Source organism: Roseivivax lentus (assembly GCF_900156805.1).
Classification (GTDB): Bacteria; Pseudomonadota; Alphaproteobacteria; order Rhodobacterales; family Rhodobacteraceae; genus Roseivivax; species Roseivivax lentus.
Genome location: NZ_FTOQ01000011.1, coordinates 1 through 22,359 on the forward strand (window position 1 = coordinate 1; position 22,359 = coordinate 22,359).

Below are 22,359 nucleotides of genomic sequence, written 5' to 3' on the forward strand. Positions count from 1 at the left end.
CACCAAGCCGCTGCCGCCTAATCTCAAACACAAGCCGAACCAGAGCCTCCGTAGCGAAACAGATCATACTCTCCGAAAAACTCTGACAACGGACAGTCTATCTCTTCGACAACGTCACCGTGGATACGGATGGCAACCCGATCGACGTCGTTTTCCAGCTCAACACCGTGAGCGGCCCGACGAACATCCGCTTCACCGATGCGTCCAACGTGCTCGATGCCAACATGCGCGCGGCCGACAATTCCTGGCTCAGCTTCGACGTGACAATGGTCCGCGACGGCACCGCGACGCCCGCGAACCCGCAGGGCACGCCGATCGATCTCAGCCGGATCAACGGCGTCGTCATCCAGCAGGTGGATATCGACAGCAACGGCGTGAACCAGAACAGCTCGGATGTGGCCGGCTTCCTCACGGGCAACCCGGAGGTGAGCTATTTCAACACCGTGCCCTGGCCGTCCTTCCCGGCACCGGGTCAGGCGATCGTCATGGATCCGGCCAAGGTCGGCAGCTCCGCTGACTGGTTCGACGAACCGAACGAGAGCCCGTTCGACAACTACGTCACCTATCGCTACGGCGCGCTCAATACCGGCACGTTCCTTCTGGGCTTCACGGGCACTGAGACGGCCCTCAGCTCGCGCGGCGCGGGCATCCTTCTGTGCACCATCGCCGATACGTCGACGAACCTCGTGGCCACCGATGACGATTACGGCGCGAGCCCGGTGAATGGCGGGCTGGGCGGCATTGCGGGCAACGTGCTCGACAACGATACGGTGGACCTGTCGCCCATCGATCCGGTACTGGCCGCGATCACCACGATCCAGCCCGCCACGCCCGCAAGCGCCGGTGATCCGGTGCCCTATATCGGGACCGACGGCCTGCTCGAGGGCCAGGTGGTCGTGCCGCTGTTCACCCCGGCCGGGACCTACACCATCGTCTACGAGCTCTGCGAGCTCATCGACCCGTCCAATTGCGACCGCGCCACGGTCACGGTCGCGGTGGATCCCGCGCTGATCGACCGGGGCGATGCGCCCGCAAGCTACGGCGATGCCGCGCATCTGATCGTGCCCGAGATCTTCCTCGGCGCCGATCTGCCCGACAGCGAACCGAGTGCCAGCTATTCCTCCGATGCCTCGGGCGACGACACGTCGGGCATCGACGACGAGGACGGCATCGCGCAGATGCCCGACCTGATCGCGGGCGAGACCGCGGAGCTGGTCGTCAGCGTCCGCGAATCGCTGAACTTCGATCCCCTGCCGCCGCTCTTCGGCATGACCTTTCTGAACCTCTGGATCGATTTCGACGGGAACGGCGTGTTCGGCATCGGCGAGCATGTGGCCGCCGACGTGGTCAATGGCGGGCCCTTGGACCTCGATGGCAGCTTCAACACCGAAATCCGGCTCGCCGTTCCGGTGCCCGCAGGGGCCGTGGCCGGCCCGACCATCGCCCGGCTGCGCTGGTCGACGACGAGCGGGCTCGTCTCGGACGACCTGCTGGGCTTCGCTCTCGACGGCGAGGTCGAGGATTACGAAGTCACCATCTTCACGATCCCGCCCGAGGCCGATCTTGCGCTGAACAAGGCCGTCCAGGACACCGCGGGCGCGCCGATCTCGGAGGCGCTTGCGGGTACCGCGCTCGACTTCGTGCTCCGCGTGGACAATGCCGGTCCCGGCCAGGCGGACGGGGTGGTCGTTCACGACCGCCTGCCCTCGGGCTATGCCTATGTCTCCGATGACGCCGCCGCACAGGGGATGAGCTACGATGCCGCGACGGGTCTCTGGCAGGTTGGCGCCGTGCCCTCCGGCGCGAGCCGCAGCCTGACCATCCGCGCGACGCTTCTGGCGGCGGGCAAGCACCTGAACGAGGCCGAGATCATCGAGTCTTCGGTCGTCGATCCCGACAGCGATCCGGGCGTCGGCGCCGCGGCGGACGATCTGGGCGACGGCCTTGCCGATGACGACGAGGCCAGTGCGGGTGTGACCGTGCTGCCCGGCGCGGCGACGCTGTCGGGCACGGTCTTCCTCGATACCGGGACGGGCGGCGCCGTGGCCCATGACGGCCTTCAGGCCGGCACCGAGGCCGGGACCGGCGCGGCCATCGTCACCATCTTCGACGCTGCGGGCACGATCCTCGGAACCGCAACGCCGGGCGCCGACGGCACCTGGTCCTTCACCCTGCCCGATGGCTATGCCGACGCGGTCACGCTGAGCGCCGAGGCTCCGCTCGATCATCGCGTCATCTCCGAAACCGGCGCAGCCCTGCCGGGCCGGTCCCTGCCCGACGCCATCGACGGCGCGATCACCTTCCTGCCGGACCCGGGGACGGATTACGCGGGCCTCGATATCGGCCTCATCCGCGAAGCCGGGCTGAGCGAGGGCCAGGAGGCCACGATCGCGCCGGGCCAGATCGTCCAGCTGCAGCACGAATATCTCGGCCACAGCGCGGGCAGCGTGGCATTCTCGGTCGTCGATATCAGCCAGACGCCGGCAAGCAGCTTCTCCGCGACGCTCTATCTCGATCCGGCCTGCGACGGCACGCCTAGCCTGCCCGTGACGGCACCCATGGCCGTGACTGAGGGCACCCGCATCTGCCTCGTCGCCCGCGTCGCATCGGATTCGGGCATTGGCGAAGGCGCGGTGCATGTCTTCGAGGTCCATGCCGAGACCAGCTATACCGGCACGACATTCTCGGAGGTCGACATCAATACCGACCGGCTCACCAGCCTCTCGGGTGTATCGCGGCTCGAACTCAGCAAGACCGTCGAGAACATCACCAGCGCCTCGGGCGAGGGATCGCGGAACGCCGCGGCTGTGGGCGACGTGCTGGAATACCGCATCTACCTGCGCAACACCTCGACCACCTCCGCGCGCGACGTGACGATCTATGACCGGACGCCCGCCTACACGCGTCTCGCCGCACCGGTGCCGTCACCGATCCCGGTCGGCGCGGCGCTGCTGTGCAGCCTGGCCGAGCCCGCGATCAACGCGGCGGGCTATGCCGGAGACCTGCGCTGGGAATGCACGGGCAGCTACGCGCCGGGCGAAAGCGGCGCCGTGAGCTTCCGCGTCGAGATCGCGCCCTGACCACCGCGTGGCCCGCCAGAAAGCGGGCCGCCCGCCCAGCGCGGAACAACCCGCGCCGGGATGTCTCAAAAGTATAGTCGGGTATGCCGATGCACAAATTCTCAATCCTTCGATTGTGATAGTTTGTCTTTCAGTCAAAGCGGCCATCCGCATTGTCGCTCATCCATTGCGGCGACGGATGGCCCCGCGTTCTGGTTTTTTCGATCTGCGAGTATGGGGACGAACAAATGCGCCTTGGATTTCTGAAGAAACTGTCCGACCGCGACCGTCCTGCCGCGACGCCGGCGGCCGAGGCCGCGCCTGCGCCGGACGCGCCCGATGCGATAGCGGTCATCGACGACGCCGACGCGTTGGTGGTGATCGACCTTTCACGGCTGGGCGAACTGATGCAGGTCCTGTCGACAGATGCCGTCCGGCAATTGATCCTGATTTTCTTGTCGGAAACGGAGGCGGAACTGCCCGCCGCACCCGTCGCGCCCGAAGAGACCGCGGCGACGGCCCGCCGCGTGCACAAGCTCGCAGGCACCGCCGCCGTGCTTGGGGCGCAACGCTTTCATGCCGCGCTCGGCACCGCCGAAACTGCGCTGAAAAGCGGCGAATGCGGCCCGATCGAGGCCGCCATCGCCGACGTCCATCGCGTCTGGGCGGCCACCAAGGCGCGGCTCGAAATGCTCGACCTCGACACCGGTGTCGTGACGTGACGCGGTCGGATGCCGGGCGGGCCGGTCTGCATGCCGCGCGCCGCGGCCTCGCCGCCGCGCTGGCGCTGCTGACGCTGTCGGGCGGAGCCGCGGCGGAGACATTCGGGGTCGGCGTCGTGCCGCAATTCGAGCCGCGGATGCTGTCCGAGATCTGGTCGCCGATCCTCGAGGAACTGGGCGAGCGGACGGGCCACGAATTCGTTCTTGTGGGCTCGCCCGATATCGCCGGTTTCGAGCAATCCTTCATCGAGGGCGCCTTCGATTTCGCCTATATGAACCCCTATCACGGGCTAAAGGCCGCCGAGGCGCAGGGCTATGCGCCGATCCTGCGCGATGGCGGCCGGTCGCTGTTCGGGGTGCTGGTGGTGGCCGAGGCCTCGGAGTATCGCAGCGTCGGTGATCTCGAGGGCAAGACCATCGCCTTTCCGTCGCCCAACGCGCTCGGCGCCGCGCTGCTCATGCGCGCCGATCTCGACCGCGTCCACGGGCTCGACTACCAGGCCGAATACGTCTCCACCCATTCCTCCGCCTATCTCAATGTCGCGCTCGGCGTGATGGATGCCGCGGGCGGGGTGATGGCGACGCTCAACCGGCTCGAGCCGGAGATCCGGGACGGATTGCGTATTATCTACGAGACCAGCAAGCTGCCCCCGCATCCGGTCGTCGTGCATCCCCGTGTCGATGCCGAGATCGCCGCGAACGTGCAGGCGGCGTTCCTCGACATGGCGGAAACCCCGCAGGGACAGGCGCTGCTGGAGCGGGTGCCGTTTCGTGACATCATCGCCGCCACGGCCGACGATTACGAAGTGCTGAGGACCTTTCGCTTGCAGGATTACTGGGTCGAGCATTAACGCCATCACAACCGAGCCGGGTCCCCGCCATGCCGTCCAGATCGATCCGTTTCAGGCTCACCGCCGTGATCCTCGCGGGCAGCGCCATCATCGCGCTGCTCTTCGAGATCGCGTGGCTGCCACGGTTGAACGATCTTCTGGTCGAGGCCCAGTCCCGGGAAGCGCAGCGCGAGGTGCAGATCCTCGCCGATGGCATCGCGCCCTATCTTCTGAGCAATCAGCTCGGCGCCATCCACGAGACGCTCGGCACGGTCGAGGCGCGCTATGACAACTGGTCCGCGCTGACACTCGAGACCCCGGGCGGCCGGCGCCTGTACCCCTTCGTGGCCCCGCCGCCTCTCACCGCTCCCGACATCATCGTCGAGACCGTTCCGGTCACCGCCAACGGCGAAACGCTCGGCCGGCTGACCGCGGCCATCGATCTCGGCCCTGAGATCCAACGTTTCCAGGGCGCACAGCGCCGGATGATCCTTCTCGGAGCCGGGATCGTGGCGCTGATCCTGGGCGCGGTGATCTACATCATCGACCGGCTGCTGACCCGGCGGCTCGTGCAGGTGGCCCGTGCCGCCGACGCGATGGCGCTCGGCAATTTCGACGTCAAACTGCCCGATGGCGCGGACGAGGTGGGCGCCCTGGCGCGCAGTTTCGGCGCGATGCGCGCGCAGATCGAGGATCAGACCGCCCGGCTCGAACAGGCCCGGGCGCGCTCCGAACGGGCGCTGGAGGCGCGGTCGCGGTTCGTCGCCACCATGAGCCACGAGATCCGCACGCCGCTGAACGGCATCGTCCCGGTCGCCGAAATGCTCCGCGACACCGAGCTGACCGCCGAGCAGCGCCAGAAGGTCGACACGATCGTCAAGTCCAGCAACGCGCTGTCCTCCATCGTCAACGACATCCTCGATGTGTCGATGCTGGAAAGCGTAAAGCTGACCATCGCGCCGCGCAGGATGTCGCCCGCCGCGCTGGTGGGCGAGGCGCTCGACATCGTCCGCCCCGCCGCCGAGGCCAAGGGCCTCGCGCTGGTCAACCGCTTCAACGCCCCCGTCGACCTTGTCTGCAACGGCGACGAGGACCGGCTGCGGCAGATCCTCATCAACCTTCTGGGCAACGCGGTGAAATTCACCGAGACCGGCGCGGTCACGCTGGGCGGCGGTGCCACGCGGCAGGCCGATGGCACGGTGCGCCTCGAGGTCGAGGTGCGCGATACCGGCATCGGCATTCCGAAGGAGGCCCTGTCGCGGATCTTCGACCGGTTCGAGCAGGTGGACGACACCTCGATGCGCCGCTTCGGCGGCACTGGCCTCGGCCTCTCGATCGTGCGCGGCCTGACAGCCGCGATGGACGGCGAGGTGACGGTCGACAGCGCACCGGGCGCCGGCAGCCGCTTCAAGGTGCGCCTGACGCTTGCGCCGCCGGACGCCCCCCTACCCGATACCGGGCAGGATCCACTGGCGGCGGCGCGGGGCCATCCCCCCACCTCCGTGCTCGTGGTGGACGACAACGAGATCAATCGCACCGTGGCCGCAGCGATGCTGGGCAAACTCGGCCACGGCGTCGATCTCGCCGAGGACGGGCATCGCGCCGTGTCGAAAGCGGATGCGCGGAAATACGACGTCATCCTGATGGACATGCACATGCCCGATCTCGACGGGCTCGAAGCGACGCGCGCGATCCGACAGGGCAGCGGACCCAATGCCGCGACCTGGATCATCGCCCTCACCGCCAGCGTCCAGTCGAGCGATGTCGAGAAGTGCCGGGATGCTGGCATGGACGATTTCATGGCAAAGCCGCTGACCATCCAGACGCTCGCCCAGGCCTTCGACACGCGGGCCACTTCCGGCCCCGGGCATTCCGGCGCAGAGATGCCCGCGCCGAGCCCGTCCGAAGCCTGAGGCCTGAGGCCTGAGGCCTGAGCCCCGACATGCGCAGGGCCGCAACGCATGTCAGCGCCCTTCGAGTCAGCCCGACCCTGCGATCCTGCCCTGATCGCATCGCGGGACCCGCTTCCAGGCGCCTCGCGCCCCGGCGAGATCCCTGCTGCTAGTCCGGTTTGTATTCCGCGCGCGCATGGGAGCGCAGCCAATGGGCGAAACGCTCGGTCGCCTCGCCGGTCCTCTTTGCACGCAGCGCGAGGTAGAAGGCGTCCTTGGGGCGCAGAACCGCAAGGCCCGCCGAGACCAGCGCGCCCGAGGCCACCAGCGCGCCGGTGATCGAGCGCCATCCTAGCATCATGCCGTGTCCCTCCAATGCCGCCTGGGTGGTCTGCACGTAATTGGTGAAGGACTGGCCGCCGCCGTGCATGCGGGGCTGTCCCGTTCGCGCGAGGTACTCGGCCCAGCTCAGCCACGACGCGTCCGAGGTCCGCACATGCAGGAGCGGAGCGGCCTCCCGCGGCACCGGCCCCTCGAAGCGAGCGCGCAAGGACGGCGCGCAGACCGGCTCCACCGCCTCGTCGAAGAGATGATGCACGTCGCCATCGCTCCAGCGCCCATGCCCGTAGCGGATCGCCACGTCGGCCCCGTCCGCCAGCGCCGGGGCCCCGGACTGGGTGGTGACCACGTTGACCAGAAGATCGGGATGGGCGCGGTAGAAGAGCGACAGCCGCGGCATCAGCCAGTAGGTCGCGACCCCGACCGAACAGGCAACGGTCACGGTCTGGGCCCGTGCGCCCTCCGCCTGGCGCATCCGGTCGAGCAGATCGGCGATCTTCGACAGGCTTTCGGTCGTGGTCGCGGCAAGCGCGATCCCCGCCTCCGTCGGCCGGGCCGGCCGGCTGCCGCGATCGAGCAGCGCGAGGCCGATATGGTCCTCAAGTTTGCGAACCGCCTGGCTGATCGCGGGCTGGGTGACGTTGAGCTCCGCCGCCGCGGCCTGAACCGATCCCGTACGCACCACGGCGGCGAAGGCGGTCAGCAGGCGCAGGGGCGGCAGATCGTGATCCATAGCATAACCATTCGCTAATATTTCCTTTAGCGCAATCGCCGTATCGCGCCGGCCGGTCCGGGCATAGCGTCATTGCCGAGACAACGATGAAACGCGAGGGAAACCCATGGACGGCGCACAGATCGACGCGGTTGTGGCAGAGGAGAACGGGCTCACGGTGACCCTTCCCGAAACCGGGCCCGCTTATTTCAACGCTTGGTGGTTGCGCGATAATTGCCCGACCTCCTTCGACCCCGAAACGCGCGAGCGCGGGTTCGATGTCTTTCACCTGAAGGCGGCGCCGCGCCCGGCCGAGGCCCGGATCGAGGGTGACGCCCTGATGATCCGCTGGGCCGACGAGGACCACGTCTCGCGCTATCCGCTGGCCATGCTGCAGGTTTATGCCCACGGCGCCCGCCGGCCGGACCCGGCCGATCTGCCGCGGCGGCCCTGGTTCGCGGATCATTATCCCTCGATCACACGGGTCTCGCATCCCGTGCTGCTCGAGGATGCGCAAGAGCGGCAGCGCTGGATGGAGGCGCTGTTGGTCGAGGGCATCGCGATCGTCACCGACATGCCCGACACCGACGCGGCCCTGACCGAGACCGCGGGGCTTCTGGGCACGATCCGGCCCAGCTTCTTCGGGGATTATTTCGACGTGCGCCTGCATATCCGGCCCACCAACCTCGCCTACACGTCGAAGGCGCTGGAACTGCACACCGATGTTCCCGCCGAGGAGCTGGCGCCCGGCATCCAGTACCTGCATTGCCGCCGCAACAGCGTCGTGGGCGGCCAGAACCTGTTTCTCGACGGCACCGCCGTCGCCAACGACCTGCGCGCGTCCGACCCCGAGGCGTTCCGGCTACTGTCTGAAACCGAGGTGCCGTTCTACAAGGAACACGACCATATCGACATGCGCGCGCGCCAGCGGGTGATCGAGCTCGATCACAACGACGAGGTGTCGGGTGTCACGATCAGCCAGCACCTGGCCGACATCTTCGATCTGCCGCAGCGGCTGATGGACCAATATTACCCGGCCTTCGTCAAGTTCGGGCGGATGCTGCAGGACGACAAATACCTCATGCGGTTCTCCCTTGCGGAAGGCGAATGCATCTCCTTCGACAACCACCGGATCGTGCATGGCCGCGCCGCTTTCTCGGCCACCAGCGGAGAGCGCTACCTGCGCGGCACCTATACCGACCGGGGCGAATTGCGCGGCCTTTACCGGGCGATGGTGTCCGAGGGCCGCTTCAAATGAAAGACGGCGCGCCGGAGGCCGGGCTGCAGGCGCTGCGCGCCGATCTGGCCGCGGCCTTCCGGCTGGCCGCCCGGTTCGACTGGCACGAATCCGTCGGCAACCATTTCAGCGTCGCGGTCTCCGAGGACGGACGGCAGTTCCTGATGAACCCGAAATGGCGGCATTTCGCATCGATCCGCGCGCGCGATCTTCTGCTGCTCGACGCGGACGACCCCGGGGTGATGGAGGGCCCGGACGCGCCCGACGCCTCCGCCTGGACGATCCACGGCGCGCTGCACCGGGCGCGTCCGGATATCCGCGTGGTGCTGCATTGCCACCCGCCGCACGCGACGGCGCTGGCCGGGCTGAAACTGCCCTCCCTGCCGCCCATCGACATGAACACCGCGCGCTTCTACGGCGACCTCGCCGTGGACCTCGATTGCGGCGGCATCGCCGACGACGCAACCGAGGGTGCGCGGATCGCCTCGGCGCTCGGCTCCTGCTCCACGCTGCTGATGGCAAATCACGGGCTGACCTGCACCGGCGCGACCGTCGCGCAGGCCTTCGAGCAGCTCTATTTCTTCGAGAAGGCGGCCCGCACGGTCCTGCTCGCCCGCGCATCGGGTCAGGACCTCGCGGTGATGAGCGACGCGGTGGCGCGGAACACGGCAGAGGGCTGGAAAGCCTATGCGGGGATGGCCGATGCGCATTTCGCACATCTCAAATCCGTGCTCGACCGCGAAGAGCCGGACTATTGCGAGTGATCCGAATCCGGCAATGATCGAACCACCACCCGCGGGATGCGGGCGGTCGGCGAAGGAACAGGCACCGGACAGGGCGGGACAGGACATGCAGACAGGCTTCATCGGATTGGGCAATGTGGGCGGCAAGCTCGCGGGTAGCCTTCTGCGCAACGGCATCTCCCTCATGGTGCACGATCTCGACGCCGATCTCGTGGCGGATTTCGTGGCGCGCGGCGCGACGGATGGCGCAGCACCCGCCGACATGATGCGCGCCTGCGACGTGGTCATCACATGCCTGCCCTCGCCCGCCGCCTCCGCAGCCGTGATGGCGCAGATGCTGCCCCTAATGGGACCGGGCAAGACGTGGATGGAGATGTCCACCACCGATGCCGACGAGATCCTGCGCCTCGGCGCGGAGGTCGCGGCAACCGGCGGGGTCGCGGTCGAGTGCCCGGTCTCTGGCGGCTGCCACCGGGCCGATACCGGCAATATCTCGATCTTCGCCGGCGGTCCCCGACCCGCCGTCGAGGCGGTGATGCCGCTTCTGAAGCATCTGGGCCGGCGCATCCTGCATACCGGCGAGTTGGGCACCGCGTCCAAGCTGAAGGTGATGACCAATTACCTCGCCACGGTGCATCTGGTCGCGCTTTGCGAGGCGCTGACCACGATGAAGGCCGCGGGCCTCGACCTTGCGACCACCTATGAGGCGATCCGCATCAGCTCCGGCACCTCCTTCGTCCACGAGACCGAAAGCCAGCTGATCCTTTCGGGATCGCGCGACGTGAACTTCACCATGGATCTCATCATGAAGGATATCGGCCTCTTCCAGAAACTCGCCGAGCAGGGCGGCGTGCCGCTGGAGGTCTCGCCGCTCCTGATCGACATCATGGCCGACGGGCAGCGCCGCTATGGCGCGCGCGCGCAATCGGACCGCATCATCGAGCGGCTGGAGGATGCGACCGGGCTATCCATCCGAGCGGACGGCTTCCCGACCGTGCTGGTCGATGACGAACCCGAGGAGGAAGGCTACGAGGTGCGGCGCAGGACGCCTGTAGCGGCGGCCGCGGAATGACCATGGACGTGCTGCGCATCTATGTCGGCGGCACCTGGATCGCGCCGTCGGGCGACGCGACGATGCCGATCACCGACCCCGCGACCGAAGAGCGGATCGGCACGGTCGCGCTGGCATCCCCGGCGGATGTGGATCACGCGGTCAACGCCGCCACCGAGGCGTTCCGCAGCTTCGGCACATGGTCCAAGGCCGAACGCCTCGCCCTTCTCCGGCGTATCCGGGCGCTGACCGCCGAACGCATCAAGGACCTCGCCCAGGCCATGTCCCGCGAGATGGGTGCCCCCATCACCATGGCGCGCGAGATGCAGGCCGAAGCGGGCGTCGGGCATGCCGACGGGTTCATCGAGGCGCTCGAGGCGCAGGAGGAAAGCTGGACCCTCTCCAACGGCGACACGCTGCTGCGCGAGCCGATCGGGCCCGCGGGCCTCATCACGCCGTGGAACTGGCCGATCAACCAGATCGCGCTGAAGGTCCTGCCCGCGCTCGCGACCGGATGCCCGGCGATCCTGAAACCGTCCGAATACACGCCGCTCTCCGCCGCGATCTATGCCGAAATCCTGCACGAGGCGGGCGTGCCCCCCGGGGCCTTCGCGCTCATCAACGGCACTGGGCCGGTGGTCGGCGACGCGCTGGCGCGGCATCCCGGCCTCGCGATGGTGTCCTTCACCGGCTCAACCCGTGCGGGCATCTCGGTGTCGAAATCCGCCGCCGACAGCGTGAAGCGCGTCACGCTGGAGCTCGGCGGCAAGTCCCCGAACCTCGTTTTCGCCGATTGCGGCCCCGATCTCGAGACGCGGGTGCGCGCCTCGGTCGCTGAATGCTTCCTCAATAGCGGGCAGTCCTGCGACGCGCCCACGCGCCTCGTGGTGGAGCGCGCCTGTTATGACGACGTGGTCGAGATCGCCCGCATGGCCGCGGAGGAGACCCGGATCGGCGATCCCCGCGCCGAGGGGGACCATATCGGCCCGCTCTTCGACCGCCTGCAATGGGACAGGGTGCAGGAGCGGATCGCGCAAGGCATCGCCGAGGGCGCACGCCTCGTCGCGGGCGGTCCGGGCCGGCCCGAGGGGATCAACCGCGGATGGTATGCCCGGCCCACAATCTTCGCCGATGTCCGCAACGACATGACCATCGCGCGTGAGGAGATCTTCGGCCCGGTCCTGTCGATCCTTGCCGCCTGCGACGAAGAAGACGCCATCGCCATCGCCAACGACACGCTCTACGGCCTTGCCGCCTACATCCAGACCGGCGATCCGGAGCGTGCCCGGCGCGTCGCCGCGCGGCTGCGCGCAGGCGCGGTGCACGTGAATGGCGGCGGCCTCGGCTGCGGAACGCCGTTCGGCGGCTACAAGGCGTCCGGCAATGGCCGCGAAGGCGGAACGATGGGCCTCGAGGATTACCAGGAAGTGAAGAGCCTGCATTTCGGGTGATTGGCCCCGCTCGCATGCGACGCCGCGCAAAGGGCTGGCGCATGGCGGTTATCGCGGTTGGGGTGGATTGACCCGCCCTGCCCGCCTCGACCTCAGCCCTTGGGCAAACGCGCTACCGGGCGAGACGCAGGCCGAGGAATTCTTCATCCGTCGCCGGCCGCTCGCCCGTTTCGGTCTGAATCCAGACGGTCAGGCGCAGCTTGCCGTCCGAAACCATCGCCCGGTCGATGACGACGAGTTGCGACAGGACACGCGGCGCATTGGCGCCAAGACCGAATTGCGCGACGCTGCCGGCGATCTCGCCGGTCTCTGAACGCAGGACAAGCGCGGCGGACGGCATCAGGCGGCCCGTCAGGACTTCGACGATCACGTCGCCCTCCGAAGCCGGTGCCGCCAATTCGACGCTGGGTGCGGACACCGAATGCTCCGGCATCGTCCCCTCCTTCCCAACCGGGGGCGTGACATCGGCCCCGGCCGCTGCGGCCGGGACTGACATCAGGACCGAAACGGCCAAGGGGAGAAAGCCTGTCATCCCGTAACGATGGTTTCGACGGACACCGATTTCAAGATCGCGCCGCGCCCCATGCCGGCGTCCGCTCCGTCCGTGTCCTCGCGACCGACGGTGACGACGGCCACGTCAAACGACGCGCCCGGGTCGAGGATGCCCTGCGCGTGCAAGCGGTCGAGCGCCTCGGTGATGTCGATGCTGAACCCGAGGTCTCCGCCGTGGTGGACGCCCATCCCGAAGAACTCGGCCGAGCCCGCGAACTCGGCGCTGTCACGCGACGTGTCCGGCGCCTGGCCCTCGGGCACCACGAAGACGTCAAAGCTAACACCGCGCAGAACCGTCGGAGGCATGATCACGATATGAGCCACCTGGCGGTTTTCGGGCGCGGGCACGCGCTCGGCAAGGGCGCCGGGAACCGCCAGCGTCAGGGTCCCGAATTGCTGGTTGCCGAACGGCGCGTTGCCGCGCGCCGTGGATTGCGCGGCGAAGACCGTGCTTGTGCCGGTATCCGGCGCCACGAGTTCCGAGCCCGTGCCGTCGGCATAGCTGTAGCCCCAGGTCGGGTCGATATCCATGGACTGGCCCGCCGTCGAGGGCGCGGGGTTCTTGGCCTCGTCGATGTAGAACAGGAAGGCTTCGCGATTGAAAAGCTCGGCCTGCAGCCCCTCGGCGGGATAGGGGCTGCGGTTGTTCGCCTGCTGACGGCGCGTCCAGATATCCCACAGCCGGTCGACGTTGCAGTGATGCATGAAGAAGATCGGGTCGATGGGGGACAGAAGGCTGGGCATCCAGCCCATGTTGGTGTCAGTCGGAAACCCGAGATTGTTGTGCACGAGGTTGTGCGGCTGCCCCTCGACCAGGGAGCCGAAGGACGAACTGCCGTCATGGGTCAGCGTCTGGGCGGTATTCAGCCCGCCCACCGTGGCCGGAGCGCCGCCGACCATCTGGCGGGTGGTGAGGAAATTCGGCGTCGTCAGACCGGCCTTGTAGCTTCCGTATTGCACCGCGCTGAGGCCCGTGCCGGTGAGGTCCGGGGCCTCGGCGGTCTTGGACCGCGCCCGCGTGCGATCATCGGTGAAGTTGGGCTTCACGCCCAGGTAGAGGGTCGGATCGCCGGTCCAGAAACTGTCGAAATCCGGGTATCCGCGTGTATCGAGCTGCAGGCGCTGCGCATCGTCAAACCCGTTCCACACCGCCTCGAACGCGTCGTGAAACGTGTTCTCGAAGGTGGACCAGTCGGGGTACTTGGCGCTGCGCGGATCGAGCGGATTGTCCGGATCGGCGTCCGACATCAGCATCGTGTCGGGCACGCGCTGGTCCTTGGTCCAGTCCCAGAACGGCAGCGCGAAGGTGTCGTCCTCGCCGTAGATCCGGATGATCCGCTCGAAATACCCGGTGTAGGGACGATGCCACACGAAAAACCACCAGTTCATGTGCGGGCAGTCCATCAGGTGGATCAACGCATAGCGATGCCAGTTATGCGGATCCGTCGCATCGAGCGACAGCATCGTATCGACCGCGCGCCGGTAGGTCATCATATGCTCCAGCCCCTCGGGAGAGGTCATGGAATGCCGCACCACCCCCTGATGGCTGGCAGCGCGCGCGATATGTGGGGCGGCAAGCACGGCCGCGCCCAGCGTCGCGCCCTGCAAGAGCGTGCGTCGGGAAAGTGTGGCTGTGCCATGAGCTGGTCGGTTTGCGGTCATGATGCGGGCTCCCAATTGGATGTTGAAAACGATTCGCCAAATAATTGTTTGCAACCATAGCACTTCGCGCCTTGTTTGAGCGCATGCGACGATTGCCGGAAGCCACGCCCCGGTGGTGAGAGACAGATCTCCAGAACTTCCCCCTATGGCCGGAAGCGCGCTGCACCTCCCGCATCTCTTCCTTGATCTTCACGACCATCTTCTCGAGGTGCCATCGCCACCGGCCGGATCGCAGGCCCTCGAACCGGCCTTTCCTGATCTCGGCGGCGAAGATCGGACCGAAGCTGTGCCACCAATGCCGGTTCGTTTCATGTCCGACATCGACGCCGCGGTCATGCCGCAGACCTTCGATCGTGCGCCCCGGCTGCGGGAACCGAGCATCCGCCATGATGGCAACACGGATGCTGTCGGGCGACGCCTTGAAGCACTTGAAGGGGTAACGTTCGGCCATGCGTAGCCTCGGGCCAGATCCCTGCCCCGCCACAAAAAAGCTCTTCTGACAGCACCTTGCGGGGCCTTTGTCCTGATCTCAACGCGCAGCGCGAACACCCGCGATGCACAATTCGCTTCGTTCTCCGACAAGTCCCGGCGACCGATACGTCTATATGTCGTTTCGCGGAATGCGAAGTTCCTGACCCGGGAAGATCACGTCCGGATCCGTGATGATGTGCTGGTTGGCCTGGAATATCGGCTGGAAATCGTTGTTTCCGTATTCCTGCTGGGCGATCCCGGTCAGCGTGTCTCCGGGCTGCACGGTATAGGGCCTCCAACCGCCGTAGCCTGTCAGGATCTTCGGCCCATAGAGGATCGGAACAACGACCGACGGGCCGTTTTCGTTGCCGGTATCGTCGGCAAGCGTGAGAAACAGCCGGTTGAGCTTGAACGCGTTCTGGTTCGGGATCTCGATCGACCCTTGGAACTGCCGTAACCCGAGCGATCCGACGCTGGTGAAGGAACTGTACTCGTCGTGGCCCTCGGACACGCGGATGCTGAGCGTGCCCTCAAATGCTGTCGCGTTTCCTGCTATCAGGATCGTTGAACCAACGAGGTCAAAGGGTTGGGGTTGCTGAATATCAAGTGTCGGCGGCATTCTGAAAAATCCTTTCGATGAAATCGTGGGCGCGGGTCCCGATGAGTCATGGAGTCTACACCAAAAGGCGCTGCCAGACGAATTCGAACCGGTCTCTCCACGGACAGGATGGCTGTCCCCTATGCCGCGCAGAGACCGCGCCACTCGGTACGCGCGGCGGCGCGGTTGGCCTGGAAGAGGCGTCTGCTGGAGAGGGCAAGTTCCTGATCGAAGCGGTTCGAGACGCAGGCGAACGTCTGAAGACTGACACGCGTAAATCGAGGGATTGTCCGCCCTCGCGGCCTGAAAGGGAGGTGTTGGTTTCTTCCGCAGACTGTTAAGCTTGCGGCTGCGGCTCATAAGTCGCTGCACTGCTTGCGTCGGCTCGTGGCCAGCTCAGGTCCACACTTGCGCCACCAGAACCATACCGTCTCGTGGCTGTTCTCTACGCTTTTCTCCTGCAACAGGTCTTTGACATTTCGGAGCGACAAAGAGAACCCGCCGTATAATACCACGGCACGTCGGATGATCTTGGGCAACGTCTCGAAATACTTGAGCGGCGGACGTTTTGTCATGCAACGATGCTAGCCAACCCGTCGCCCCGCCCAAAAAGCGAGTTCCTCTGACAAGACCTTCTGCAAATATGTTACATTAAGAGAAGTGTAGCGGCCGTGGTAATCTGCCAACCGATGATCTGCGAGACGGCCAGCGCCCTCGGGTTCGGCTGTAGTGGACAGCTTTCAAACGCCGTCGATTCCTCCGGCAACAGGGCGCGCTGCCTTTCTGACCCAGGTGACATGATGACTTCGGACGAGACTTGCATCGCAGCGCCTTTCCAGCCTGGCGATACGCTAGCCTATCTGGATGCGGTCGCCCGTTCTTTTCCGGACTTGGCTCGCACGACGGCCTGGGCGGGCAGCGCTTTCGATGCGCAGCCGCGGTTGGTCTGGGCACAGTCGCGCGCGGGGGCCTGGGCCGCCGGATCGGAGTTCAGTTTTGCGCTGAAATCCCGTGACGGACACGCATTCCTTGGCGTTTGCGGTCTTGGTCGGATCGACTGGACACACCGCTGTGGCAACCTGTCCTTTTGGACCGCCACGGGGCAGACCCGACGCGGTGTCGCCACCTGCGGGGCGCGGGCGGTGATCAGTTTTGGTTTCACTCAACTGGGTCTGGCGCGGATCGAGATTCTGACGGCGGTCGACAACATCGCGACCTGCCGCGTGGCCGAGAAGCTGGGAGCGACGAAAGAGGGTGTTCTGGCGGCCCGTCTGATGATCTCGGGCAAGCGCCGAGATGCCGCTCTATACGCAATGACGGCTCCACCAGCCTGACTCCCTGGCTGGCGACAGCTCCGCATTTTCGAATGCGCAGGCGAGCAAACTTCCACCTTCGGGCGCAGCCCCGCGCTCAGATCTCGCGATTGATGGCTTGTTCGACCAAAATATCGGGACCAAGCTTCGATTGCAGCGCTTCTAGATTCATCCCTTCGGCCTCCACCTGCATGATCCTGCGCGTCGCACCAACGACGCGGACCCCGCGCGTTTCGGCGACCCGTTCCTGCCATGTGTCGTCTCTCACGCCCCTTCGCAGCGCGATCACAAATCGCTCCGACATGCCCAGTCGCCTTGTATGACGCGCGCAGGGAAATCCGCCCGCAAGGGAGCGTCCCTCAATGCATTGCACGGCACAAGCCGAAACCCTGGAACGGGCGCGCCATGCCGAGATTGATCGCTGTCTGCGCTAGAAGCGTCGATGCATAGGCGGCACGCTCACGCTCCCGCGGGAGCTGCTTGTACCGCGCATCCTCGCCCAGCAAGCTGGCAAGCGCTGCGGTGACCAGGGGCGTTGCCATCGAGGTTCCGCTCATGGCGGCATAGGGTGCTTCGAGCCCTTCGCGCGCAGGCACGGTCGAGATTATCCCGACACCGGGCCCGGTCACGGTGACCTCCTTGCCGACATTCGAGAAGCTGCCGAGAAAGACCCCGTTCGGCCCTTCCTTGAGGCTGGAATCGGCGCCTGTCGGAACATTCATCGAGGCGAGCGTGCCCGGCACGAGCGCGCTGCGGATTCCGATGGCCGACACCGCAACCGCCTCGGGGTACGCCGCCGGATAGTTGACCGGCCCGCCGTAATCGTTGCCCGCCGCGCAGATGCACAATGTCCCGGCGTTGACCATGTCGGCGACGGCATCGCGTTCGATTTGCGACGGCTGAGACGCGCCGAGGCTGAGGTTGATCAGGTCGGCGTTGTCGTCAAGCGACAACCTTTCGATCGCCGCGGCGATATCACCCTGGTTGCCGCCGCCGTTTGCCGTAAAGACACGCGCGCACAGGATTTCAGCCGCTTGCGCGGCACCGGCGTAATCCGTTGACGCGTCGGGCGGTGTGGCACCGATCAGGCCGCACACATGCGTGCCGTGATCGCGCGCGTCTGACCCGGCGCTGCTACCGGACTTGAAACTGCCGTCGATGAAGGCTCCAACGACCTTGACCGCGGACAAGTACGGATGCGGCCCGCACCCTGTGTCTACGACACCCACGCGAATGCCGTCGCCGACGCGGCTGTCGGTCGTGCGGCCCATGATCTCATGCCACCATCCAAGCGGTCCGGTCATCGGCAAAGCTGTCAACTCGATCGGCGTGGCGGAGATCGGTGCGGGTATCACCGTACTGAACCAGCTTGCTACAGGATCGACCAGCATCGAGATCGGTGTGTAATCGGGGTCGAAATTGAAGCTCGCAGCGCCAGTCTCGTCCGTCGTGGCCTTAGCCGATGAATGGCTGCCGCGGGTGGCGTCCTGCAGGAACAATGTGAGGTGCGCACCCGGCACAGGATTGCCAGCGCCCCGCAGCGTGACGGTCAGTGTCGTTCCCGCTCCCGGCGTCAGGGAGAATGGCACATTGCGCAACAGGCTTTCGATTTCCGCCGGATGGGACCTCATCGGGCGACGCAGCAACTCGGGTTCGATGATGACATCGGCCGCCGCGGACGCCGCCTTCGCCTCGATTTCATGGGGATCGGCCTCAAAGACCGAGATGAAGCGCCGATCCTTGGCGGACTTGCCTCGCCCGCTTCCGCCGGACTTGCTGACGGTATCGACATTCTTTTCCAGATGCGTGCCGAAGAACTCCTGCGCGGCGTTCAGTGATGCCGTGCGTTCCGAGCCTTCGGTCATTCCGGAAAGCCGGTGAGAAATTACGTAACGAGCCATGGTGATAAATCTCCTTGGTTTTTTATTCTTTTTTTCGCGTCTGTGCCTTTCGCGTGGCTTTCGGTTTTTGCTCCGTGGCGGGCTTCGACCGGGGCGGACGGAGGATCAACGCCGAGGGTGTTGCAGCCGGGTCGGCGAGGCGCAGCAGGAAATGGCCGATCCCGGACAGCCCCATCATCAGTCCCGGTGCTTCCCCGGTTTGCTGGACGCCGCATGGCAGAGGAATATCGGGATTAATGTAGCTGTCGATCACCCAGCGCCCGACCTGGTGCGCAACAAGCGCCACATCGTCCCGTTTCAAGATCTCTCCGGCGAGCAGGACCGTTTCCGCAGCACCAACGGTGCCGTGACACAGACAGAAGTCGCGGGCGTTGGACGGGATCGGCCCGGTAAGATAGGCCGACATGTGTTGCAGCCCGGCGTTGACCTCCTGCAGCAGCTGCGGATCGTCGGGAAGCAGCTCCAGCAGGCGGAGACGGGATGCCGCGATGCCGACCGATCCGTTGCACCAAGTGGGCGCATAGACAGGGACGTGGTTCTCGCGCGTCTGACCTTGCGTCGTGTCGATGCGGAAATCTGGCCACGCCTGCTGGGCCGGGTCGAACCACGCGCGTTCATAGGCAAGCGCAGCTTCCCCCGCCGCTCTCAGGCTGGTGTCACCGTCGATCCCGGCGGCCTCTATCAATGCCGCGGCGGGGCCTGCAGCGCCATGGCCAAGACCCAGAAGGTTATTGGCGCTCGGGATCGCGGATTGCCAGGACAGGCCGTGCACGTCGCGCACGCCGTCAGCAGCGAGGGTCCGGGCTATGGCCAGCGCGGTCTCGGCGAGGTCCGGCCGATCGTAGCGACGGGCCACATCTATCAGCGCAACGATCACTCCAGCGCGCCCGCCGAGATAGTCGAAGTCGAGCGGTTCGAAATCGGCGTCGGTGACGCGGCCGATCAGCGAGATGCCGTCCTCCACCAGCTCGGGCATGTCCAGCCGCTCACCCCCATGGATCATCGCAAGGCCCATGCCGGTCGTTCCGGTATAAAGTCCGCGCCCCTCGAAGTTCTCGGCGCTTGCTGCCACGGACCGGATCGCACCGCGTGCGGCGTCTGCAATGATCGCGTCACCGCCGCGCGCGGCAAGTTCGGCGAGAAAGAAGGCGACCCCTGCGGTGCCATCGTAGAGCAACGGACCCATGCCACGCTGCGCCGGTCGAAATCCGCCATCCACGAAGCTCATCGCCCAACCGGTCCACCCTGCCCTGTCGCCGTCCCAAATCGCGTCGCGTGCAAGCTGACGGCCAATCACACCCGCTGCCTCGATATAGGCGTCGGCCGCCGATTTAGGGTCGGTGGCGGGCGGGATCGAACCGGGTCTGGCAACGAGGCGGATTGTGCCGGATGTCGCCGTAAAAGCCGGCCTGACCTCGGCATCCGCGCTTCGGCCCCTGCCAAGATGTGGCACGGCGATATCAAGACCGGCCATCGCGAAACGCCGCGCGACGGCGGTCAGCCGGGCCTCGGGGTCGGTTAGACCCTTCATCCAGGCATCGAGAACACCGGCGGCCATCAGACGGCAACGGGACTGGCCGAAGCTCTGCCCATCGGCCGGGTCGTCGGCAAGCCCGATCCCGGGCGCGAGTTCACGCGTGAAAAGCGGGGTCGCCGCATCGGCGCCAAGCAAGTCGGCGGCGGCTCCGATCACCAGATGCTGCACGAGCGCAGCGTAGCGCCGTGGGCTGTAGAGAACCGTGCAGTCGGTACGGTCATACCCGGCAGGGTCGGCCAGCGTCTTGATCCGGAACGGAATTCCGTATCCATCGAGCGATGCGATGATGGCTGCGACAAGAGTCGGCGCCGCATCGGCGGTTGGGTTGAAATAGATCCGAAGCAGCGAGGCGCTGTCGTAATCGCTGAGCGGGCGCCCGCCGTTCCAGTAAAGGAACCCCGGCTGCCAGGCGGAAGAAAACAGGTCGGTTATGATGTCCACGGTCGCGCCAACGGTCATCTGGGCGCCGTCACGTAGGGTGAACCGCCCGGGCGCGACTTGGATGTAACATTCGCCCTTGCGAACATGCACCGCGCCATTGGCGTCGGCCTGGAAAATCGTCCAGCCCTGATTCCATCCCTGCTGTGGCGTCAGGCTTGCCCCGAACCGGCCTATGAACTCCGTGTTGGGCTGGGTGACATGGGTGGGGCGTTGCGCCGTGCCGCCAAACACGCGAGCATATCCTTCGTTGTAATAGACCCCCCACAGCGCATCGGCCAGCGGATGAGCACTTGCTGTGGGGTCGGGCGGAGAAGTGCGGCCGACCCACGGCTTCGGCGCGGCCCAGTCGGGCCCGCCGCGAGGCGTGGCGCCGGTGCGGCCTCCGTTCGGCTGTGCCGCTGTCGCGGCATCGGCCTCGGTCACGGCAGCCGGGACGGTCATGTCGGCGAAGCGCGCCTGCATCGGGGTGACGATCTCCGTCGCCTCGAAAAGCCGCGTTAGGCGCGCGCGCATATCGGGGTCGATGGCTGCCGTGCGGGCCGCGAGGGATGCAGCGTCAGGGGCACGCGGGAGTGGGTCGAGGTCAGCCATATGTGTTGTCACCTGTTTCTTGTGTCCGATCAGAGGTCAGAGCGGTCATCTGAGAGATGGTCATGCGGCGATCTCTGGCAGAAGCGTGTTGCGCCCGGCGCGGTCGGGATCGGCGAAGATCGCGGCGGCCGCCTGCATCAGACCGGTCACATGCGGCGCCTCGGCGGACGCGGCGGCCGCCATCTCGAACGCCGAGAGGACCAGGCGCACCGCGGCGAACCGCATCACGCGCTGGCGGGCGAGATCCGCGTGGGGGCCGTCCAGCACACCAAAGGCACTGGCGTATCCGTGCCAGAACGCGGCGAGCGCCCTGCGCGCGCTATCGGTCTCCTGGGTAATCAGGTCGGGCTCTGCGGCAAACCAGGCAAGGCCCGGCGTCTTGGCGGCTCCGGTGGCGGTCAGGGACAGACGCTGCAGATATCCCGCGACGATGCAGCCGACGTCCCAGCCGGCGTCGCCGATATCGCAAAGTTCCCAATCCACCAGCTTTACGGTAAAATCGGCTTCGGCCCCTTCACCTGTATTGGCCACGATGACGATATTTTCCCATTTTAGATCGCCGTGATTGAAGGTGTTCAGCCGCCATTCCGCGGCGACGGTATCAAGAAGCTGGATCAGCAAGGGATTGGCCCTGATTTGGGCGACGAGGCCCGTTTGACCCGCGCTTGCCGCGGGCATGATCGTCTCGGCGTTGCGCGGAAGGTGCAGCACCCAGGGTTGGCGGTGCGGAAAATGCGCCGTCGAGTCGGTATCGGCAAGGATCGCGGCGGTTGCGGAATGCAGCGTCACCAGATGCTGCGCCAGTTGCTGCGCGACCTGGGGGTGGTCCGGACCGGCTTGCGCCAGAAATTCATTCAGGGACCGCCCCGTCGCCGCCAATTCCAGCGTCAGCGTACCTCGGCTCCGGTCGTAATCGCGCATTGAAAAACACATGCCCGAAAGTGGAGCAAAGGCCGGGCGGTTCGCCACGAGGGCGTGAAAGATCGCTTCGCGGTTCAGGGTTTCGTGCACCTCGGCCATGGCCATGGGCGCCTGCTTGACGAAAAGCCCGTCGCCGTCCTTGAGATAGACTTTGAAATTCCGGTTGCGCCGTCCGGCCTCGACCACTTGGTAATCGCCCGAAAGGATCAGCCCCGGCTCAACTGTGGCGCGGTCCAGCAGGTAAGTGGCGAGCGTGCCGCTCGTGAGGTACATGGCGTGGCCTCCGGATTGGACTGGACAAGGGACAGCCGGGCGCCGAGGCGCCCAGCCCTTCGG

The 22,359-nt window shown here is 66.1% G+C and carries 18 protein-coding genes; 10 read left to right on the forward strand and 8 right to left on the reverse strand.

Annotation, left to right across the window (positions count from 1 at the left end; translation table 11 throughout):
* The first annotated feature begins 119 nt into the window (after positions 1-119).
* The 4 genes from BW990_RS15210 to BW990_RS15225 all read left to right on the forward strand — a co-directional run bounded on the left by BW990_RS15210 (position 120) and on the right by BW990_RS15225 (position 6,524).
* Positions 120-3,080 carry a GEVED domain-containing protein gene (locus tag BW990_RS15210; RefSeq protein WP_076449258.1) on the forward strand — a complete coding sequence of 987 codons (2,961 nt, stop codon included), beginning with the start codon at positions 120-122 and terminating at the stop codon, positions 3,078-3,080.
* Between the two features lie 227 nt (positions 3,081-3,307).
* Complete coding sequence (locus tag BW990_RS15215; RefSeq protein ID WP_143526227.1) at positions 3,308-3,781, forward strand: Hpt domain-containing protein; 474 nt, start codon at positions 3,308-3,310, stop codon at positions 3,779-3,781.
* The gene (locus tag BW990_RS15220) at positions 3,778-4,632 is read left to right on the forward strand and encodes a phosphate/phosphite/phosphonate ABC transporter substrate-binding protein (RefSeq protein WP_200798059.1); all 855 of its coding nucleotides are present in this window, start codon (positions 3,778-3,780) and stop codon (positions 4,630-4,632) included. Before BW990_RS15215 ends, BW990_RS15220 begins: the two co-directional genes overlap by 4 nt.
* A gap of 29 nt (positions 4,633-4,661) precedes the next feature.
* On the forward strand, positions 4,662-6,524 hold the full coding sequence (locus BW990_RS15225; RefSeq protein WP_076449262.1) for an ATP-binding protein: 1,863 nt from the start codon (positions 4,662-4,664) through the stop codon (positions 6,522-6,524).
* 148 nt (positions 6,525-6,672) lie between these two features.
* Here BW990_RS15225 and BW990_RS15230 read toward each other — a convergent pair whose 3' ends face one another.
* Complete coding sequence (locus BW990_RS15230) at positions 6,673-7,575, reverse strand: LysR substrate-binding domain-containing protein (protein ID WP_076449264.1); 903 nt, start codon at positions 7,573-7,575, stop codon at positions 6,673-6,675.
* 106 nt (positions 7,576-7,681) lie between these two features.
* On the opposite strand from BW990_RS15230, the gene BW990_RS15235 reads away from it, so the two are divergent.
* The 4 genes from BW990_RS15235 (at position 7,682) to BW990_RS15250 (ending at position 12,036) form a co-directional block, all read left to right on the forward strand.
* On the forward strand, positions 7,682-8,812 hold the full coding sequence (locus tag BW990_RS15235; protein WP_076449266.1) for a TauD/TfdA family dioxygenase: 1,131 nt from the start codon (positions 7,682-7,684) through the stop codon (positions 8,810-8,812).
* Positions 8,809-9,555 carry a class II aldolase/adducin family protein gene (locus tag BW990_RS15240; protein ID WP_076449268.1) on the forward strand — a complete coding sequence of 249 codons (747 nt, stop codon included), beginning with the start codon at positions 8,809-8,811 and terminating at the stop codon, positions 9,553-9,555. Before BW990_RS15235 ends, BW990_RS15240 begins: the two co-directional genes overlap by 4 nt.
* 85 nt (positions 9,556-9,640) lie before the next feature.
* Positions 9,641-10,606 carry an NAD(P)-dependent oxidoreductase gene (locus BW990_RS15245; RefSeq protein ID WP_076449271.1) on the forward strand — a complete coding sequence of 322 codons (966 nt, stop codon included), beginning with the start codon at positions 9,641-9,643 and terminating at the stop codon, positions 10,604-10,606.
* 2 nt (positions 10,607-10,608) lie between these two features.
* Positions 10,609-12,036, forward strand: coding sequence for an aldehyde dehydrogenase family protein (locus BW990_RS15250; RefSeq protein WP_076449272.1), 1,428 nt, complete (start codon positions 10,609-10,611; stop codon positions 12,034-12,036).
* Between the two features lie 112 nt (positions 12,037-12,148).
* Here BW990_RS15250 and BW990_RS15255 read toward each other — a convergent pair whose 3' ends face one another.
* Both BW990_RS15255 and BW990_RS15260 read right to left on the reverse strand, forming a co-directional pair.
* Positions 12,149-12,550 carry a hypothetical protein gene (locus BW990_RS15255; RefSeq protein ID WP_159441666.1) on the reverse strand — a complete coding sequence of 134 codons (402 nt, stop codon included), beginning with the start codon at positions 12,548-12,550 and terminating at the stop codon, positions 12,149-12,151.
* A gap of 14 nt (positions 12,551-12,564) precedes the next feature.
* Entirely contained in the window at positions 12,565-14,250 is a 1,686-nt protein-coding gene (locus tag BW990_RS15260) for a tyrosinase family protein (protein WP_083950638.1), read from the reverse strand.
* Between the two features lie 145 nt (positions 14,251-14,395).
* Here BW990_RS15260 and BW990_RS15265 point away from each other — a divergent pair, with 145 nt between their 5' ends.
* A complete protein-coding gene (locus BW990_RS15265) occupies positions 14,396-14,707 on the forward strand; it encodes a hypothetical protein (RefSeq protein WP_076449278.1) in 312 nt (103 codons plus the stop codon).
* A gap of 144 nt (positions 14,708-14,851) precedes the next feature.
* On the opposite strand, the gene BW990_RS15270 is transcribed toward BW990_RS15265, so the two are convergent.
* Entirely contained in the window at positions 14,852-15,340 is a 489-nt protein-coding gene (locus BW990_RS15270; RefSeq protein ID WP_076449280.1) for a LysM peptidoglycan-binding domain-containing protein, read from the reverse strand.
* A gap of 776 nt (positions 15,341-16,116) precedes the next feature.
* Here BW990_RS15270 and BW990_RS15275 point away from each other — a divergent pair.
* Positions 16,117-16,653, forward strand: a complete 537-nt coding sequence (locus BW990_RS15275; RefSeq protein WP_159441667.1) for a GNAT family N-acetyltransferase — start codon at positions 16,117-16,119, stop codon at positions 16,651-16,653.
* A 76-nt stretch (positions 16,654-16,729) separates the two neighbouring features.
* Here BW990_RS15275 and BW990_RS15280 read toward each other — a convergent pair whose 3' ends face one another.
* Genes BW990_RS15280 through BW990_RS15295 form a run of 4 tightly spaced genes read right to left on the reverse strand, consistent with a single transcriptional unit; the run spans position 16,730 to position 22,296 of the window.
* The gene (locus BW990_RS15280) at positions 16,730-16,936 is read right to left on the reverse strand and encodes a hypothetical protein (protein ID WP_076449284.1); all 207 of its coding nucleotides are present in this window, start codon (positions 16,934-16,936) and stop codon (positions 16,730-16,732) included.
* Positions 16,937-16,991: 55 nt separating this feature from the next.
* Positions 16,992-18,533, reverse strand: coding sequence for a S8 family serine peptidase (locus BW990_RS15285; protein WP_083950639.1), 1,542 nt, complete (start codon positions 18,531-18,533; stop codon positions 16,992-16,994).
* Positions 18,534-18,555: 22 nt separating this feature from the next.
* Positions 18,556-21,102, reverse strand: coding sequence for a lanthionine synthetase LanC family protein (locus BW990_RS15290; protein ID WP_076449290.1), 2,547 nt, complete (start codon positions 21,100-21,102; stop codon positions 18,556-18,558).
* 60 nt (positions 21,103-21,162) lie between these two features.
* Positions 21,163-22,296: a phosphotransferase family protein gene (locus tag BW990_RS15295; protein ID WP_076449292.1), complete on the reverse strand. Its 1,134-nt coding sequence runs from the start codon at positions 22,294-22,296 to the stop codon at positions 21,163-21,165.
* Positions 22,297-22,359: the final 63 nt, after the last annotated feature.